The sequence below is a fragment of the Pseudomonas sp. H1_D04 genome, from assembly GCF_054683855.1.
The window spans coordinates 692703-708546 of the sequence record NZ_CP162826.1 but is presented as its reverse complement, the minus strand read 5'-3'; the positions used below and the strand labels follow the sequence as shown (position 1 = coordinate 708546).

Genomic DNA, 15844 nt, shown 5'->3' with positions numbered 1-15844 from the left:
GGCTCCTTAATGGCTCGGCCCGAGAAAGGCCAGCCAGCGACGTTCCGCCAGCCGAAACAGGCCGACCAGGGCAAAGGTCACGGCGAGGTAGATCAGCGCGGCAATGCCGAACGATTGAAAGGTCATGAAGGTCGCCGAGTTGGCATCTCGTGCCACTTTGAGGATGTCCGGAATCGTCGCGGTAAACGCCACGGTGGTCGAATGCAGCATCAGGATCACTTCGTTGCTGTAGTACGGCAGCGAACGGCGCAGTGCGGACGGCATGATCACATAGGCGTACAGCTTCCAGCCGCTGAGCCCGTAGGCCTTGGCCGCCTCGACTTCGCCGTGGGCCATGCTGCGGATGGACCCGGCGAAAATCTCCGTGGTGTAGGCGCAGGTGTTAAGGGCGAAGGCCAGGATCGTGCAGTTCATTGCATCGCGAAAGAACGCATCCAGTACCGGTTGTTCGCGCACGGCGGCGATGCTGTAGATGCCGGTGTAGCAGATCAGCAACTGGATATAGAGCGGTGTGCCACGAAACAGGTAGGTGTAGAACTGCACCGGCCAGCGTACCAGCGGGTTGCGCGACACGCGGGCGATGGACAGCGGGATCGACACCAGAAAGCCGATCACCAGTGCGGCGCTGAGCAACCACATGGTCATGGCCAGGCCAGTAATGTGTTGGCCGTCGCTGTAAAGGAACGGGCGCCAGTATTCCTGCAAGAGTTCGATCATCGCACCGCCTCCCGGGAGCCTGCGGAGTAGCGACGTTCAAGACGGCGCAAGACAAAGTTGGAGACGCTGGTGATCACCAGGTAGATCAGCGCGGCCAGCACCAGGAAATAAAACAACTGATAAGTGCTTTTACCCGCGTCCTGGGCCGCCTTGACCAAGTCCGCCAAGCCGATGATCGATACCAGTGCGGTGGCCTTGAGCATCACCATCCAGTTATTGCCGATGCCCGGCAGGGCGAAGCGCATCATCTGCGGGAAGGTCACGTAGCGAAAGCGTCGCCCGCGCTTGAGCCCATAGGCAGTGGCGGCTTCCAACTGGCCACGGGGCACGGCGAGGATCGCGCCGCGAAAGGTCTCGGTGAAGTAGGCACCGTAGATAAAGCCCAGGGTGATCACCCCGGCGCTGAATGGGTCGATCTCGATGTATTCCCATTCCATAAAGTCGGTCAGGCCGGTAAGCCAGGTTTGCAGGCTGTAAAAAATCAGCAGCATCAGCACCAAGTCGGGTACGCCACGGATCAACGTGGTGTAGAGCTGGGCGGGAATGCGCAGGAAGGGCAGGCTGGAGAGTTTGGCGCTGGCGCCGAGCAGGCCCAGCAGCACGCTGACGGCCAGGGACAACACCGACAACTTGAGGGTCATCCAGGTGCCTTGCAGCAACAGCGGGCCGAAACCCTTCAAGCTGAACGCGCTCAGCCCGAGGGTTTGCAACAGATCTTCGAACATAAATCAGGACCTATGGCGATAAAAAAGCGCCCCTCCACTGGAGGGGCGCCCCGGGCATTATTTGCCGCTGTACAGGTTCAGATCGCCAAAGTGTTTCTTCTGGATAGTGGCGTAGGTGCCATCATCGTGTAACGCTTTGATACCTTTATCCAAAAGCGCCTTGAGTTCAGTGTTACCTTTTTTGATACCGATCGCGGTTTTCGACGGCAGCAATGGGTCGTCAATAGCTGCGCTGACTTCGTAGCCGGCACCGGCTGGCGACTTCAGGAAACCGAGTTCGGCTTGCAGCATGTCCTGTACGGAAGCGTCGAGACGGCCGGAAGTCAGGTCAGCATAAACCTGGTCCTGGTTGGCGTAGGCCTTGGTGGTCACACCGGCCTTGTCCAGCACAGCCTTGGCATAGGCTTCCTGGATGGTGCCTTGCTCGTAGCCCACGGACTTGCCTTTGAGCGACTCAGGTGTCGAGAAGCCAGCGCCTTTCTTGAACACCAGCGAGGTTGGGCCGGAGAACAGCTCGTTGGAGAAGTCGATGGCCTTTTCACGCACCGGGGTCACGGTCATGGACGAGATCACGCCGTCGAACTTGTTGGCCTTCAGGCCTGGGATCATGCCGTCGAAGTCGCTTTCGACCCACTTGCACTTGACCTTCAGCTCGGCACAGATGGCATTGCCCAGATCGATATCGAAGCCCACAAGGCTGCCGTCAGCAGCTTTGGATTCGAAGGGCGCGTAGGACGGATCGACACCAAAACGCAATTCCTTGTATTCCTTGGCCAGCGCGGTACCGGCGGCCATGCACAGAGCCAGTGCAGAAAGGGTCAGCAATGCTTTTTTCATTATGTAATCCCTGGAAACCAAGATAAGCGCTTGTGGCGCGTTTAGGACTGTTACTGAACGGTGTCAGACGGAACACAAGTAGCAATTTCTGCACCATAGTTCCGAATGATCGTTTTAAAAGGTGGGAAGAGGGAATCTTGAGTGTAGGAGATGCCCGAAAGTGGGCATCGGAAAATGAGTGCACCATTACGAGTCATGCGGAAATTAAAACCTGGGAGCGGGCGTTACGTCAGGCCAGGAGGTCTTGCAGAGTGGCGAGGCTGTCGGCTTCCTCTACCGCCTTGTCCTGGCGCCACCGCAACATCCGCGGAAAGCGCACCGCAATCCCGCTTTTATGCCGCTTGGACAGGGCGATCCCCTCAAACCCCAGCTCGAACACCATACTTGGCGTGACGCTGCTGACCGGGCCGAACTTCTCCACCGTAGTCTTGCGCACAATCGCGTCGACCTTGCGCATCTCCTCGTCGGTCAGTCCGGAATAGGCCTTGGCAAACGGCACCAGGCTGCGCTCGCTGCCGGGCGGGCCGTCCCACACGGCAAAGGTGTAGTCGCTGTAGAGGCTGGCGCGCCGGCCATGGCCGCGCTGGGCGTAGATCAACACGGCGTCGACGCTGAACGGGTCGACTTTCCACTTCCACCACAGGCCCATGTCCTTGGTGCGGCCGACGCCATACAGGCCTTGGCGATTCTTGAGCATCATGCCCTCGACGCCGAGGCTGCGGGAGGCTTCGCGTTGCTGCGCAAGGTCCTGCCAAGTTGCACCCGTCAGCAGCGGTGAGGGCTGCAATACCGGTTGGTTGCACACAGCAATCACCTGTTCCAACTGTGCGCGGCGCTCGGCCTGGGTGTGGTTGCGCCAGTCGTCGCCCGCATGTTCCAGCAGGTCGTAGGCCAGCACCGCCACCGGCGCATCCTCAAGGACTTTTTTGCTCAGGGTCTTGCGACCGATACGCTGCTGCAACAGAGCGAAGGGTTGCACTGAGTCTTTCCACACCACGATTTCGCCGTCGATCACCGTGCCATCGGGCAGGCCACTTACCAGGCTGTGGAGTTCGGGAAAACGGTCAGTCACCAATTCTTCACCCCTGGACCAGACCCACAGGCGCCCCTCGCGCTTGACCAGTTGCGCGCGAATGCCGTCCCACTTCCACTCCACCTGCCAGTCGGCTGGGGAGCCAAGCAATGCATCGAATTGCTTTACCGGCTGCGACAACCCATGAGCAAGAAAAAACGGATACGGCTGACCGCCGCGTTGCGCATGTTCGTCGGACGATTCTGCGGCGATCAGTTTGAGGTAGCCCAGGGGTGTCGGGCGGTTGGACAGATCGGTGTAGCCCACCAGGCGCTGGGCCACGCGTTTGCTGTCCAGCCCGGCCATGGCGGCAAGGGCGCGGGTGACCAGCAATTTGGAGACGCCCACACGAAAGCTGCCGGTGATCAATTTGATGCACACCATCAGGCTCGGTTGGTCCAGTTGTGCCCATAACGCCGGCAGGCGCTCTGCCAGGTCCTGAGGTGGGAGGCCGCGCAAGGGCAGGAGTTTTTCTTCCAGCCACACGGCGAGGCCGTCTTCTGAGGTGTAGGTTGATTCCGGCAGCAGCAGGGAAATCGTTTCGGCCAGGTCTCCCACCGACTGATAGCTCTCTTCGAACAGCCAAGGCTCGATGCCGGACGCTTCGGTGGCCATGTCCCGCAGCAGGCGCGTCGGCACCAGTTGTCGAGGGCGTCCGCCGGACAGGAAATACACTGCCCATGCCGCATCCTCAGGCGGCGCCTTCAGGAAGTAGGCTTGCAGGGCCGCGAGCTTGGCGTTACTGGAAGTGGTGGCGTCGAGGTTGGCGTACAGCTCAGCGAAGGCCTTCATGCGCTGACCTCTTCTTCGTCGTCACCGTACTCGGTGGTGAAACCCTGGGCATCCAGGCCTTTTTCCCGCAAGTGGCGCACCAATACGCCGACTGAGCCGTGGGTCACCATCACCCGTTCCGCGCCGGTTTGTTCGATGGCCCACAACAAACCGGGCCAGTCGGCGTGGTCCGAGAGCACAAAACCTCGGTCCACACCGCGCCGCCGCCGTGTGCCGCGCAGGCGCATCCAGCCGCTGGCGAACGCGTCGCTGTAGTCGCCGAAACGCTTGATCCAACTGCTGCCGCCGGCGGAGGGCGGGGCAATGATCAGGGCTTGGCGCAGCAGCGGGTCGGTCTTGGTGAAGTCACCGGCGTAGAGCGTCTCGGGAATGTAGACGCCGGCCTCGCGGTACACCCGGTTCAGCGGTTCGACTGCGCCGTGGCTGAGGATCGGACCGATGCTGGCGTCGATGCCATGCAGGATGCGCTGGGCTTTGCCGAAGGAATAGCAGTACAACACGCTGGCCTTGCCGGCAGCGATATTGGCCTGCCACCAATCGTTGATCCCGGCAAAAATCTGCGCCTGGGGCTGCCACCGGTAGATCGGCAGGCCAAAGGTGGATTCGGTGATAAAGGTGTGGCAACGCACCGGTTCGAAGGGCGCGCAGGTGCCATCAGGCTCGACTTTGTAATCGCCAGACGCCACCCAGACTTCACCTTGGTATTCCAGGCGCACCTGGGCTGAGCCGAGCACATGCCCGGCCGGATGGAAACTCAACGTCACGCCGTGATGCTGCAGTTTCTCGCCGTAAGCCAGGGTTTGCAGGTTGATGTCCTGTCCCAGGCGCGAGCGCAGGATGCCTTCGCCGGGCGCGGCGGCCAGGTAATGCTGGTTGCCGGTGCGGGCGTGGTCGCCGTGGGCGTGGGTGATGACGGAGCGTTCTACCGGGCGCCAAGGGTCGATGTAGAAATCACCGGCGGGGCAGTAGAGACCTTCAGGGCGGGCGATGACAAGGTCCATGGGGTGTGCCGTGGGCGATGGGCTTATCAGTAGGAGGAGAATGAACCTGGAGAAGTTCTATCTAAATGCAGAGAGCCAAATGTGGGAGGGTGCTTGCTCCCGATGGCGGTGGATCAGTCAAATTTGTATTGGCTGACCCACTGCTATCGGGAGCAAGCACCCTCCCACATTTTGACCCGGTTTCTTCAGGAGAAAGCTGGTTTATTTGCCTGGAGTCAGGGTCAACCGAGCTTTCCCATAGACCTTCTCAAAGTTCTGCGGCTGCATCGGGAAGCTCAGGTATTGCGCCTTGAGCGACGGGTCGATGCCATTGGCGTAGCTCGGGCTGGCGGGATTGCCGGATTGGCCGATGCCGCCCTGGCCCATCATCGGTTCCACCTGGCCGAAGTCGACGATCATGCGCAGCGCCGGGACTTGGGTGGTGTTGAAATCCTGGCCCCAGCTATACGGCGCCGGATTCAAGGTGTTGTGGTCACCGCCGGACGCCAACGGGCCGCGAATGACTTGGCCAGCAGTGTTCTTCCAGGTGGTGCTGTGCAGCTTGCCCCACTGCCAGGCCTTGTGATCGGCGCCCAGCTGGTTGTCGCCCGCGGTGATCGCGGCCGCGAGGCTGCGGGCCAGGATCGCCGGTTTGTCTTCTTTCTGCGGTGTGCGCACGTCGTCCCAGAACGGGCTGTCTTCGCGGCTCAGCAAGTGGTCGGCCTGGGCGGCGTAGGAGAGGTTGGCGTTGCTGACAAACGCTTTCCAACTGGCGCTGTTTTCCGGGCCGAGTTCGTCGAGGAAGATCTGCTTGGTACTTTCCTGCAGGAATAACTCATAGAGGGCCGCGTCGGCGGATGTCGCGACGAGGCGACCGTCGAAGGCCATCAGGCGATTCAGCGCTTCACGCGCTTTGGCCTGTTCGGCTGCAGGCAACCCATCAATCGCCTGTTTCAGCGGCTGGGCCATGCCCGGAGCCTGGAACATGGTCTTGAGCTTGGCGGCGAACGTGGTGGTCTGGTCGTATTGCATGGCGATCATGCTACGACTGTCGTGCTTGCCGGCATTGGCCAATTGCGCCAGGCGCTCGCTGCGCTCCGGGGCGTCCCAGGAGTTGGACAACTGCATGCCATAGCCACGCGGCGCGGTGCGCTGGTTGGCGGTGCCGATCCAGCCTTGGGCCGGGTCCTGGTCATAAGGATGCAGCATCGCGTCGGCGTAGCCGTCCCAGTCAAAACGCGTATCCCAGCCTGGCGACGGCACCAGACCCTCGCCTTCGCGGCGGTTGGGGAAGCGGCCGGTGACCTGCCAGCCGATATTGGTGGCGTCGGCGAACACCATGTTTAAGGCAATGGCGCGAATCTCGCGGGTCGCATCCGAGGCTTTGGCGACGTTTTGCGCGCGGGACAGGTCGAAGAACGCATCCAGGCTCTTGTCGTCTTTAAAGTCGGCTGTTTGCAACGCCAGGCCCAGACCGCTGGTGAGCGCCTGGCTGCTGTTGAGCAGGGCGCCGTGACGGGTTTCGTAGACAACTTCGCGAGTCGAGCGCTGGCCTTTGACGAAGAAGGTTTCATTCCGCACGCCGGCCGGCAGCCATTTGCCGTTGTTCTCGTAGTACAGCGCGTTGCCCTGGCGTTTGACCTTTTCCAGGAACAGGTCCTGGGTATCGCCCTTGACCGTGCTCATGCTCCACGCGACTTTGCCGTTGAACCCGGACAGCAGCGTTGGTAAGCCGGCAATCGAGGCGCCGACGGCCTGGTATTTCGGGGCGCGAATCTGCACGTAGCTCCATGGCGACGGTGCTTGCGGTTGGGCGGCGAGGTCGTTGGCCAGCAGGCTCTTGCCACTGCGGCTGCGCTGCGGGCCGATGGCCCAGTTGCTCGACGTGGTCACGGCCAGGGCATTGAGGCTGCCCAGTTGCTGGCTGACGGTGTCCAGCCCCGCCAGGCCGGTGATCTGGCTGAAGTTCACGCCCTTGAGCTTCTCGGCTTCGGCCAGTGGGATGGGCTCATCCGGTGCGCTTGGGGTAAGCCAGGCGAGTTTGTCGACGCCGACTTTTTGCGCGAGCACCAGAGAGGCGAGCTCTTCTTGCAGGTTGGCCGACTCGCTGAAATTCAGCAGGCAGAACAACAGCGCCGAATCTTCCGGCTTCCAGTATTCGGGCTTGTAGCCGGTCTGGGCCAGGTCCGGCGGCAGCTTGTCGCGGTAGCGGAACAGGTAGGCGTTGACGCCACGGGCATACACTTCGAAGAAGCGCTTGAGGCGCGGCGATGAGGCGTTGTACAGCTCGCCGGCGCTTTTTTTCAGGTTGACCGCACGCATGAAGCGGTCGACATCCAACACCTCTGGGCCGGACATTTCTGCAAGACGGCCTTGGGCCAGCAGGCGCAGGGTGACCATCTGGGTGATGCGGTCACTGGCGTGCACATAGCCAAGGCTGAACAGTGCGTCGTGGAATGTGTTGCTTTCGATCAGCGGCATGCCTTGGGCATTGCGGCGCACCGACACGTTTTGTGCCAGGCCTTTGATCGGCTGTACGCCCGCAACGGGCGGCAAGGTGTCCTGGGTGCTCTGGAGCTGGCAACCGGCCAGGCTTAATGCACTGGCCACTGCCGCGGCAACGCCGAACCGGGGGAGAAAATGTGAGAGGGCTGGCGAGGCCATGGCAAAGCTCCTGCGGGGGGTAGCGTCAGTAAAGGCGCTACGTTAGTGAGCGCGGCGAACCGACGCAAGCAGGAGCTCAGCCTTATTTTCATGAACGGCCCAAGAGGACTTGGGCGGATTGGCCTTCCGTGCCCATTCATATGCCCGAACCGTCGCCGGGCGCCTATTACAGTATCGGGCTTACGCCCCGTGGCACTTCTTGAATTTTTTCTCGCTGCCGCATGGGCAAGGATCGTTGCGGCCAACGTCCTTCAACGCGTTGCGCACAGGCTCTTGATGAGCGTGGCCGCAGTTCGGGCCGTGGACATGGCCGTGATCGTGGCCGTGGTCGTGATCATGGTGATCGTGATCGTGGTTGCAGTCAGGACCATGGACATGGGGTTGCTGAGTCATTGATGTCGCTCCGGAATAAAATCGCCGGGGATTATCACGCCATTGTGGGCCACCTGCACGTCATAACCGATGAATAATCCGGTTTTGAGCTCGCCTTCCAAGCGATAGGGCACGGGTTGGTCGGGTTTTTTCAACAGCTGCACGACACTGCGTATCTGCGGCCAGAGGTTGGTGCGTACGGAAACTTTGAAAAACGCATGGCTTCGGGGCGGCACGGTGAGCCATTCGTTGGACTCGCCTTCGGTCAGCACAAAATCATCCAGGGTGACCTTGTAGATCAGGCCGCGCACGGTCAGGTCGGCGTCGTCGCGGTTGTCTACGCGAAAGTACAGTTTGAATTTCTGTTCCAGCAACTTGGCCCGCACCACTTCGACCTTAACCAGAGAGACGTGGGGCGGCGGCGCGTCGTCCTCGAACCACGAAGCGCAGCCGCTCAGACCGAAGATTAACGCCAGCATCAAGCTGTAGATCCGGAGCATGGCGTTGGTCCTATTGTGGTTAGAAGTAGCTGGAGCAGCACTTCTTGAATTTTTGCCCGCTGCCGCAGAGGCACGCGTCATTGCGTCCAGCCTTCACCTCCACCGTCGGATCGATGAAGTACCAGCGCCCGTCATTCTGTACGAAAGAAGACTGTTCGCGGTGGCTATGTTCGCCGGTGCTGTCGTGCCAGCGCGCAGTAAAGGTCACGAAGGCATGTTCCGGCTGGCCGCCGAACACCTCCGAGCTTTCCACCTCAAGGCCGAGCCAGGTGCTCTGGGCACTCCAGGCGCTGATGGATTCGCGATCCAAACCCGCCTGTTGCGCGGGCAATGTGGTCGCCACCAGATAGTCCACCAGGCCCAGCACATAGGCGCTGTAGCGCGAGCGCATCAACGCGCTGGCGCACGGCGCCGGGTGACCGGCGTGATAATGGCCGCAGCAGGCATCCAGCAGGTTGCCACTGCCGCAGGGACAAATGGATGTACTCATTGGGTTACCACCAATACTTACCGAAATTTTCCGGGTTGGCCCAGAAGCGGGCATTGAGCCAGTCCGGCACCTGTTTATAGTCAAGCAGATCGTAGGTAAACAGCGTCAGCACCTGCTCATCGCGCTGGAAGCGTTCGCCGGCCTGCAGGGCCAGAGAGAAGAAATCGGTGTCCTTCCAGTCGCAGGCGCCCAGGTCCACCAGCACCGCAATGCGGCTGGCGTTGAGGTTGCGAATCCCGCCGAGCAGGGTCAGGCCTTGAGGTTTTGACAGGTGCTCCAGGCAATCGACCACCAATGCCAGGTCAAAGCGCAGCGCGGCCAGCTCTGCGGGCAACGGCCCAGGCGTTGCCACAAACACTTGGGTGTCGGGATGCGCTTCCTTAAAGGCATCCAGCGCCGGGAACTGGCTGGCACCCAACAGCAACAGGCGTTTGGGCTGGTGCAGATCGAGCAATGCGGCCAGGGCTTGCTGGGGGGTACGGGCAGAAATACCAGCGGTCATCAGAGATCCTCACATCAGGACCGTAGAGACTAGCGCGGCTGAGCGTGTGGGCCTAGAGCAGGTGATGGCGAAAAGTCCTACTTTGATGTTCATCCTCAATGAATACGGGGATGGGGTACCGCGGCACAGATCCTCTCTTTAATCGCCGCCCTTTCAAGTTTTTTGAACCTTCACTGGCAAATCGCCTGTAGAAGTCGTTACTGTGCGATCAAAGAAAAATTTGAAAACACTCAGGAGCCCCATGATGCGTAAGGTTTTTCTGTTGGCTCTGTTGGCCAGCCCCGTTGCCCTGGCCCAGAGCGTCAGTGTCGAAACCAACTCGTTGATGCGCCTGCCTAGCAGCACCAGTGTGTTGCAGCTGGAACGCTTGGAAGTGGCGGACTACGGCACCTTGCTGATCCCCTCGACCATCAGCCAGGTCACCGTCGATGAGCTGCATTTGGGGCGCGATGCACGTATCGCCATTGTCCCCGGCGCTGTCGGGCTGCAATTGCAGGTGGGTCATGCGCAACTGGAACATGGCAGCCAGATCACCTCGCGCGGCGCGCCAGGCACCCATGAAAAACCTGCGAAAGCCGGTCGAGACCTGACCTTGCGCATCAATTCGTTGGCGGCTGAAGAGCTGTCGGTGGATGCCCGTGGCGGCGCCGGTGCTCAGGGTTATGCCGGGCTTGATGGTGCCAATGGTGTGGACCCGGGTTGCACATGGGGCTCAGCCGGGCGCGGTTTCAATGGTGATAATGGCGGTGATGGCCTGCCGGGGGGCGCGGGTGCGCAGGTACGCGTGGAGTTGCCTAAGGACTTCCCGGCTGAACATATCAAGGTCTGGGTGGACGGCGGCGCTGGCGGGCTGGCGGGTACAGCGGGCAAACCGGGCAAAGGCGGGGAATCCAAAGGCTGCCTGGTGTATCGCGCCGATGGCGGCGAAAAGGGCCGTCCTGGTTTGGAAGGACAACCGGGGCCGGTTGGGCCTGCGGGGACTGTGACTATTCAGCGTCTCTGATACTTCAAGCCCCTCCCACCTTGGAATGCATTCCGGGTGTGGGGGGCTTGCTGCCGATAGCGGGCTAAAGGTCGTCTCAGAACATCGGCCGAGCCGAAGCAATCGCGACCACCACCAACCCAACAATCAGATTAACCCCCACCAACTTGCGAATCTGCCCCAGCGCAGCCGCGCCCGCCGGCCAATCCTCAGCCGCCACCGCCGCCTTCAACTCCGGAAATTTCAACGCCTGGATGCGGATAAACAACGCGGTCATCACCAGATATAAGCCCATCATCACCTGCACGTAACGCGGTGCAGTCTCAAACCCGCTGAAACGCAGTTGCAGCAGGCCCACACCGCTGATCGGCAAAACCAGCACCGCCACCCATACCCACACGAAAAAACGTTGAAACACATTTGCCCACAACTTGAGTCGGGCAGGGCCCTCAAGTGCCGCCATGGCGGCGGGTCGCAGGATCATCCAGGCGAAAAACATACCGCCCACCCATACCAGGGCGGCCAATACATGCAGGGTGTAAGCGAGGCTAAACGCGGTCATTGTGGTACTCCGTTCTGCGCGGGATTAATTAGCGGGGTATGATAGCGGCCGATCCGAACCACTGAAAATTTATCCAGCGTTTTTTGCGCCCGACTATCCATGATCAGCACTGAACTCAAAACCACGATCCAGGGCGCCTACTCGCGTTTTCTCGAAGCCAAGAGCTTGAAACCGCGCTACGGCCAACGCCTGATGATCGCCGAAGTGGCCAAGGTCCTCGGGGATATCGACACCGACGATGAAGGTCGCCGCGAAGGTGACCCAGCGGTCGTGGCCGTCGAAGCCGGCACCGGTACCGGCAAGACCGTTGCCTACAGCCTCGCTGCGATCCCGACCGCCAAGGCCGCAGGCAAGCGCTTGGTGATCGCCACCGCTACCGTCGCCCTGCAAGAGCAGATCGTCTACAAAGACCTGCCCGACCTGATGCGCAACAGTGGCCTGAACTTCACGTTTGCCCTGGCTAAGGGCCGTGGCCGCTACATGTGCCTGTCCAAGCTCGACGTGCTGCTGCAGGAAGGCCACGCGCAGACCGCCACGGCGTCGCTGTTCGAAGAAGAAGGCTTCAAGATTGAGGTTGATGAAGTCAGCCAGAAGCTGTTTACCAGCATGATCGAGAAACTGGCCGGCAATAAATGGGACGGCGACCGCGACAGCTGGCCCACCGCCCTTGAAGACGCCGACTGGGCACGCCTGACCACCGACCATAGCCAATGCACTAACCGCCATTGCCCGAACTTCGGTCAGTGCGCTTTCTACAAAGCGCGCGAGGGCATGGGCAAAGTCGACGTAATCGTCACCAACCACGACATGGTCCTGGCCGACCTGGCCCTGGGCGGCGGCGCCGTCCTGCCGGACCCTCGCGACACGCTCTATGTGTTCGACGAAGGCCATCACCTGCCCGACAAGGCCATCGGCCACTTCGCCCACTACACGCGCCTGCGTTCCACCGCCGACTGGCTGGAAACCACCGCGAAGAACCTCACCAAATTGCTCGCCCAGCACCCGCTGCCCGGCGACTTGGGCAAGCTGATTGAGCAGGTGCCGGAGCTGGCGCGGGAGATCAAGACCCAGCAGCAGTTCATGTTCAGCGCCTGCGAGCAGGTCGCCGACTTCAAGCCCGGCGAAGATGTGGAGGGCCGTGAGCGCCCACGTCACCGCTTTGTCGGCGGGATGATCCCCGAGCATATGCGCGAAATGGGCATTGAACTGAAGAAAGGCTTTTCACGCCTGACTGACCTGTTTACCCGTCTCACGGATTTGCTCAAGGAAGGCATGGATGGCGAGGTCAATATCGGCATCGCCAGTAACCAGGCCGAGGAGTGGTACCCACTGTTCGGCAGCCTGTTGTCCCGTTCCCAAGGGAACTGGGAGCTGTGGACCGCGTTTACCGTCGAAGACCCCGAAGACAACCCGCCCATGGCCCGTTGGCTGACCTTGTCGGAAAGCGGCGCGCTGTTTGATATTGAGGTCAATGCCAGCCCGATCCTCGCCGCCGAAATGCTTCGGCGCAATCTGTGGAACGTGGCCTACGGCTGCCTGGTCACCTCCGCCACGCTGACTGCCCTGGGCACTTTCGACCGGTTCCGCATGCGCGCCGGGCTGCCGAAAAAAGCCGTCACCGCCGTGGTGCCGAGCCCGTTCCATCACGCCGACGCCGGTGTGTTACGGGTGCCGGACCTCAAGGCCGATCCTCGGGACGCGCCGGCCCACACTGCCGCGATCATTCGTGACTTGCCGGGCCTGGTCGAAGGCTCCCGGGGCACGCTGGTGCTGTTCTCGTCGCGCAAGCAGATGCAGGACGTGTTCGACGGCCTCGACCGTGACTGGCGCAAGCAGGTGTTTATCCAGGGCAACCTGTCCAAGCAGGAAACCCTGAACAAGCACAAGGCGCGCGTCGACGGCGGGGACTCCAGCGTATTGTTCGGCCTGGCGAGCTTTGCCGAAGGTGTCGACTTGCCGGGCGCGTACTGCGAGCACGTGGTGATCGCCAAGATCCCGTTCTCGGTGCCGGATGATCCGGTAGAGGCCGCGTTGGCCGAATGGATCGAAGCGCGGGGCGGTAACCCGTTCATGGAAATCTCGGTGCCGGATGCTTCGTTGAAGCTGGTGCAGGCCTGCGGGCGGTTGCTGCGTACGGAAGAAGACCGCGGCACCATCACCTTGCTCGACCGTCGTTTGGTCACCCAGCGCTACGGCAAAGCTATCCTGAATGCTTTACCGCCGTTCCGGCGCGAAATTTCTTAAGCCACTGTGGGCGGATTCGCCCACTTCGTGGTCTATCTCATCAATGTCATCAGGCCATTCACCGGCCGTTTGGGAGAACCTTGCTCGTATGATTCGCACGCTGCCCGCCCTTTTTGCCCTGCTGTTCGCTGCGCCCTTGATGGCGGCGCCCGCCGGGCAACAAACCCTGTTCAACTTCGTCCGGCCTGCCGATGTGGTCAAGGTGGCGACCCAGGACGCCAGCCTGCCGCAATACAACGCCGAGCAAACCCCCGAAGGTGAGGTGTTGCGCCGTATCACCTTCAACCCGGCCGCCGAGCCCAGCTTGGTGCTTAGCCCGCAGACGGGGGTGTGGGACTGGTCGCAGTCCAGCGCCATGAGCCTGCGTATTCAGAGTGCCATGGACTGGGCGCTGACCCTTTACGTCAAGGTGCAGAGCAGTGACGGCAAGACGTTGGTCAGTCGAATCGACCTGCCGGCCGGCCCGGCACAGACCCTGCTGATCCCGCTGCAAGCCAACTCGCCGCTGAGTCAGGGCATGAAGGCCGGCCCGCCGATGCCGATTACTGTTGATGGCCAGCGTGTGTTGCTGGCTGGCAGCGCTGGGGAAATCGACCGCAGCCAGGTGGTCTCGGTCACGTTGTCGATGATCAAGCCCAACGCGGCCCAAAGCATCCTGCTGGAGCGCTTTGGTGTGCAGGACAGTGAGCCGGTATTGAAGGCCGCCTACAGCGAGTTAGTGGATGCGTATGGCCAATCCACCCGTGCGCGTTGGCCAGAGAAGGTCAGCAGCGACGAGCAGCTCAAGGCCGCCGCGGCCAAAGAGCAAACCCAGCTTCAAGGCTGGTTGGCTGCGCGGGATAAGTCCGCATTGGACAGGTTTGGTGGCTGGAACAAAGGCCCTGCATTCAAGGCCAGCGGCTTTTTCCACACGGAGAAGCGTGACGGCCGCTGGTATCTGGTAACGCCTGAGGGCCATCCGTTCTACTCCCTGGGCGTCAATACCGTGGCCCCGGATAACAGCCAGACCTACGTGGCCGGTCGTGAATGGATGTTTGCGGCGTTGCCCAAGGCTGGTGAGCCCTTGGATAAGTATTACGGCAGTGGCGATAACCGCACCGGTAACGGTGCGGGTGAGGGGCGCAGTTTTGGCGCCGGGCGTTGGTACGATTTCTATGGCGCCAACCTGCAGCGCGCCTATGGTGGCGAAGGCTTCGACCAGAAACGCTGGGTGACTCACACCCTGGACCGCCTGCAAGCCTGGGGTTTCAACACCGTGGGCAACTGGAGCGACGAGGCTTTGGCCCGTGCCGACCGCGTCCCCTATACCTTGCCGCTGTCGATCGTCGGCGATTACGCCAGCATCAGCACCGGCACCGACTGGTGGGGCGGCATGCCCGATCCGTTTGACCCACGCTTCGCCATGGCGACCGAGCGTGCCGTTGCGATTGCTGCCCGCGACCATCGCGACGACCCGTGGCTGATCGGCTTCTTTGCCGATAACGAACTGGCCTGGGCAGGGCCGGGTGATGATCCGAAATCCCGCTACGCCTTGGCCTACGGCACGTTGCGTATGACCACCGACGTTCCAGCCAAACGCGCTTTCCTCAAGCAATTGCGGGACAAGTACCGCAATGAAGAAGGCTTGTCGAAAGCCTGGGGCATCGAATTGGCGGGTTGGGAGCTGATGGAAGATCCAGGCTTTGAACCACCGATTCCCAACACTGAGCACCCGGAAATCGAGGCCGACTTTAAATACTTCCAGAAAACCTTTGCCGATGCTTATTTCAAGACCATCTCCGATTCACTGAAATGGCACGCGCCGAACCAGTTGTTGCTGGGTGGTCGCTATGCGGTGAGCACGCCCGAGGCTGTGGCTTCGTGTGCACAGTATTGCGATGTGCTGAGCTTCAACATGTACACCCTCAAGCCCCAGGACGGTTACGACTTCGCTGCGCTGCGCGCGTTGGATAAACCCGTGCTGATCACTGAATTCAACTTTGGCTCTGCCGATCGTGGCCCGTTCTGGGGCGGCGTGACCCAGTTGGCCAGGGAAGAGGACCGTGGCGCGGCGTACGCCAACTTCCTCAAGCAAGCCATGGCCGAACCGTCGATTGTGGGTGTGCACTGGTTCCAATACCTAGACCAACCCGTGACCGGCCGTTTGCTGGACGGTGAAAACGGCCATTTCGGCTTGGTGGGCATCACCGACGTGCCTTATCAGGGCTTTGTCGACAGCGTGCGTAAAAGCAACCTGGCGGCGGTGGACCAACTGGGCAAGGAGGCGGAAAAGGCCAAGGCGGCAAGCGCTGTCCGTGAAGGTGAAGGCGGTAAGTCTGGGCATGACGGCAAAGGCGCAGGGCAGGGCGCCGGGCATGCCGGTGGGCATTCCGCCAACGGTCATTGATTGATCGCTGACGGGTTCA

General features: G+C 61.1%; 14 protein-coding genes. 3 read left to right on the top strand and 11 right to left on the bottom strand.

The genetic code is table 11. The features are described from left to right. Positions 1–6: 6 nt before the first annotated feature. The 10 genes from AB4N82_RS03395 to AB4N82_RS03350 form a co-directional block, all read right to left on the bottom strand. Positions 7–717: an ABC transporter permease gene (locus tag AB4N82_RS03395; protein ID WP_032891620.1), complete on the bottom strand. Its 711-nt coding sequence runs from the start codon at positions 715–717 to the stop codon at positions 7–9. Next, the gene (locus tag AB4N82_RS03390) at positions 714–1442 is read right to left on the bottom strand and encodes an ABC transporter permease (protein ID WP_460104398.1); all 729 of its coding nucleotides are present in this window, start codon (positions 1440–1442) and stop codon (positions 714–716) included. Before AB4N82_RS03390 ends, AB4N82_RS03395 begins: the two co-directional genes overlap by 4 nt. A 57-nt stretch (positions 1443–1499) precedes the next feature. Next, entirely contained in the window at positions 1500–2279 is a 780-nt protein-coding gene (locus AB4N82_RS03385; RefSeq protein WP_032891615.1) for a transporter substrate-binding domain-containing protein, read from the bottom strand. A 229-nt stretch (positions 2280–2508) separates the two neighbouring features. After that, the gene (locus tag AB4N82_RS03380; protein ID WP_460104395.1) at positions 2509–4143 is read right to left on the bottom strand and encodes an ATP-dependent DNA ligase; all 1635 of its coding nucleotides are present in this window, start codon (positions 4141–4143) and stop codon (positions 2509–2511) included. Further along, on the bottom strand, positions 4140–5144 hold the full coding sequence (locus tag AB4N82_RS03375) for a ligase-associated DNA damage response exonuclease (protein WP_032891612.1): 1005 nt from the start codon (positions 5142–5144) through the stop codon (positions 4140–4142). The genes AB4N82_RS03380 and AB4N82_RS03375 overlap by 4 nt, the downstream gene beginning before the upstream one ends. Before the next feature lie 201 nt (positions 5145–5345). Continuing rightward, on the bottom strand, positions 5346–7787 hold the full coding sequence (locus AB4N82_RS03370) for a penicillin acylase family protein (RefSeq protein ID WP_460104393.1): 2442 nt from the start codon (positions 7785–7787) through the stop codon (positions 5346–5348). Between the two features lie 180 nt (positions 7788–7967). Then, positions 7968–8180: an SEC-C metal-binding domain-containing protein gene (locus AB4N82_RS03365; RefSeq protein WP_099601284.1), complete on the bottom strand. Its 213-nt coding sequence runs from the start codon at positions 8178–8180 to the stop codon at positions 7968–7970. Beyond that, entirely contained in the window at positions 8177–8659 is a 483-nt protein-coding gene (locus tag AB4N82_RS03360; RefSeq protein ID WP_032891606.1) for an LEA/WHy family protein, read from the bottom strand. The genes AB4N82_RS03365 and AB4N82_RS03360 overlap by 4 nt, the downstream gene beginning before the upstream one ends. A gap of 19 nt (positions 8660–8678) precedes the next feature. Then, on the bottom strand, positions 8679–9149 hold the full coding sequence (locus AB4N82_RS03355) for a YchJ family protein (protein WP_032891604.1): 471 nt from the start codon (positions 9147–9149) through the stop codon (positions 8679–8681). A gap of 4 nt (positions 9150–9153) precedes the next feature. Beyond that, positions 9154–9651, bottom strand: coding sequence for a DUF6231 family protein (locus AB4N82_RS03350; protein WP_032891602.1), 498 nt, complete (start codon positions 9649–9651; stop codon positions 9154–9156). 244 nt (positions 9652–9895) lie between these two features. Here AB4N82_RS03350 and AB4N82_RS03345 point away from each other — a divergent pair, with 244 nt between their 5' ends. Next, positions 9896–10654, top strand: a complete 759-nt coding sequence (locus tag AB4N82_RS03345) for a hypothetical protein (RefSeq protein ID WP_032891600.1) — start codon at positions 9896–9898, stop codon at positions 10652–10654. Between the two features lie 76 nt (positions 10655–10730). On the opposite strand, the gene AB4N82_RS03340 is transcribed toward AB4N82_RS03345, so the two are convergent. Continuing rightward, positions 10731–11195 carry a CopD family protein gene (locus tag AB4N82_RS03340; protein ID WP_032891599.1) on the bottom strand — a complete coding sequence of 155 codons (465 nt, stop codon included), beginning with the start codon at positions 11193–11195 and terminating at the stop codon, positions 10731–10733. A 99-nt stretch (positions 11196–11294) separates the two neighbouring features. Between AB4N82_RS03340 and dinG the strand changes: the two genes are divergently transcribed. Together dinG and AB4N82_RS03330 are read left to right on the top strand one after the other, a co-directional pair. Beyond that, positions 11295–13439: an ATP-dependent DNA helicase DinG gene (gene dinG, locus AB4N82_RS03335; RefSeq protein ID WP_032891598.1), complete on the top strand. Its 2145-nt coding sequence runs from the start codon at positions 11295–11297 to the stop codon at positions 13437–13439. Between the two features lie 88 nt (positions 13440–13527). After that, entirely contained in the window at positions 13528–15825 is a 2298-nt protein-coding gene (locus tag AB4N82_RS03330) for a beta-galactosidase (protein ID WP_122764881.1), read from the top strand. Positions 15826–15844 lie beyond the last annotated feature (19 nt).

Excerpts from the sequence above, each read along its gene's own strand:
- AB4N82_RS03395 (WP_032891620.1), bottom strand. The coding sequence starts at position 717 with ATGATCGAACTCTTGCAGGAATACTGGCGCCCGTTCCTTTACAGCGAC.
- AB4N82_RS03390 (WP_460104398.1), bottom strand. The coding sequence starts at position 1,442 with ATGTTCGAAGATCTGTTGCAAACCCTCGGGCTGAGCGCGTTCAGCTTG.
- AB4N82_RS03385 (WP_032891615.1), bottom strand. The coding sequence starts at position 2,279 with ATGAAAAAAGCATTGCTGACCCTTTCTGCACTGGCTCTGTGCATGGCC.
- AB4N82_RS03380 (WP_460104395.1), bottom strand. The coding sequence starts at position 4,143 with ATGAAGGCCTTCGCTGAGCTGTACGCCAACCTCGACGCCACCACTTCC.
- AB4N82_RS03375 (WP_032891612.1), bottom strand. The coding sequence starts at position 5,144 with ATGGACCTTGTCATCGCCCGCCCTGAAGGTCTCTACTGCCCCGCCGGT.
- AB4N82_RS03370 (WP_460104393.1), bottom strand. The coding sequence starts at position 7,787 with ATGGCCTCGCCAGCCCTCTCACATTTTCTCCCCCGGTTCGGCGTTGCC.
- AB4N82_RS03365 (WP_099601284.1), bottom strand. The coding sequence starts at position 8,180 with ATGACTCAGCAACCCCATGTCCATGGTCCTGACTGCAACCACGATCAC.
- AB4N82_RS03360 (WP_032891606.1), bottom strand. The coding sequence starts at position 8,659 with ATGCTCCGGATCTACAGCTTGATGCTGGCGTTAATCTTCGGTCTGAGC.
- AB4N82_RS03355 (WP_032891604.1), bottom strand. The coding sequence starts at position 9,149 with ATGAGTACATCCATTTGTCCCTGCGGCAGTGGCAACCTGCTGGATGCC.
- AB4N82_RS03350 (WP_032891602.1), bottom strand. The coding sequence starts at position 9,651 with ATGACCGCTGGTATTTCTGCCCGTACCCCCCAGCAAGCCCTGGCCGCA.
- AB4N82_RS03345 (WP_032891600.1), top strand. The coding sequence starts at position 9,896 with ATGCGTAAGGTTTTTCTGTTGGCTCTGTTGGCCAGCCCCGTTGCCCTG.
- AB4N82_RS03340 (WP_032891599.1), bottom strand. The coding sequence starts at position 11,195 with ATGACCGCGTTTAGCCTCGCTTACACCCTGCATGTATTGGCCGCCCTG.
- dinG (WP_032891598.1), top strand. The coding sequence starts at position 11,295 with ATGATCAGCACTGAACTCAAAACCACGATCCAGGGCGCCTACTCGCGT.
- AB4N82_RS03330 (WP_122764881.1), top strand. The coding sequence starts at position 13,528 with ATGATTCGCACGCTGCCCGCCCTTTTTGCCCTGCTGTTCGCTGCGCCC.